The following is a 671-nucleotide window of genomic DNA, read 5'->3' as shown; positions in this document are numbered from 1 at the left end:
TTGTACAACATGTTCGCGATCGAAGACCTGTACCGCACGGGGTTGGTGTCGGGCGCGCTGTCGGTGGATGCGGCGATGGGTTCCGTCGTTCCCTTCGATGCCCGCATCCACGCGCTGCGCGGTCACGCCGGGCAGATCGATGCCGCCGCTGCCTATCGCACGCTGCTGGAAGGCTCGGCGATCAATCTCTCGCATCAGGATTGCGACAAGGTGCAGGATCCGTACAGCCTGCGTTGCCAGCCGCAAGTCATGGGCGCGTGCCTCGACCAGATGCGTCACGCAGCCGATGTCCTGTTGATCGAAGCGAATGCGGTATCGGACAACCCGCTGATTTTCCCGGACACGGGCGAAGTGCTCTCGGGCGGCAATTTCCATGCAGAACCCGTTGCATTCGCCGCCGATAACCTCGCTATTGCCGCTGCAGAAATTGGCGCCTTGGCCGAGCGCCGGATCGCGTTGCTGATCGATGCGACGCTCTCCGGCTTGCCGCCGTTTCTCGTTCGCGATGGCGGCGTGAATTCGGGCTTCATGATCGCCCATGTGACCGCTGCGGCGCTTGCGTCGGAGAACAAGACCTACGCGCATCCGGCGTCGGTCGACTCGTTGCCGACATCGGCGAATCAGGAAGATCACGTCTCCATGGCGACGTTCGCTGCCCGCAAGCTTGGCTA

1 protein-coding gene is annotated in these 671 nt (G+C 62.7%); it reads left to right on the top strand.

Translation table 11 applies throughout. The annotated features are described in order from the left end of the window. A partial coding sequence (locus tag AWB69_RS45400; protein WP_197500503.1) for an aromatic amino acid lyase occupies positions 1 to 671 on the top strand: 671 nt, incomplete at both ends.

This window comes from Caballeronia udeis (genome assembly GCF_001544555.2).
Lineage (GTDB): Bacteria > Pseudomonadota > Gammaproteobacteria > Burkholderiales > Burkholderiaceae > Caballeronia > Caballeronia udeis.
Note: the sequence above shows the minus strand (reverse complement) of the source record. Positions and strands in the feature narration are given on the sequence as shown.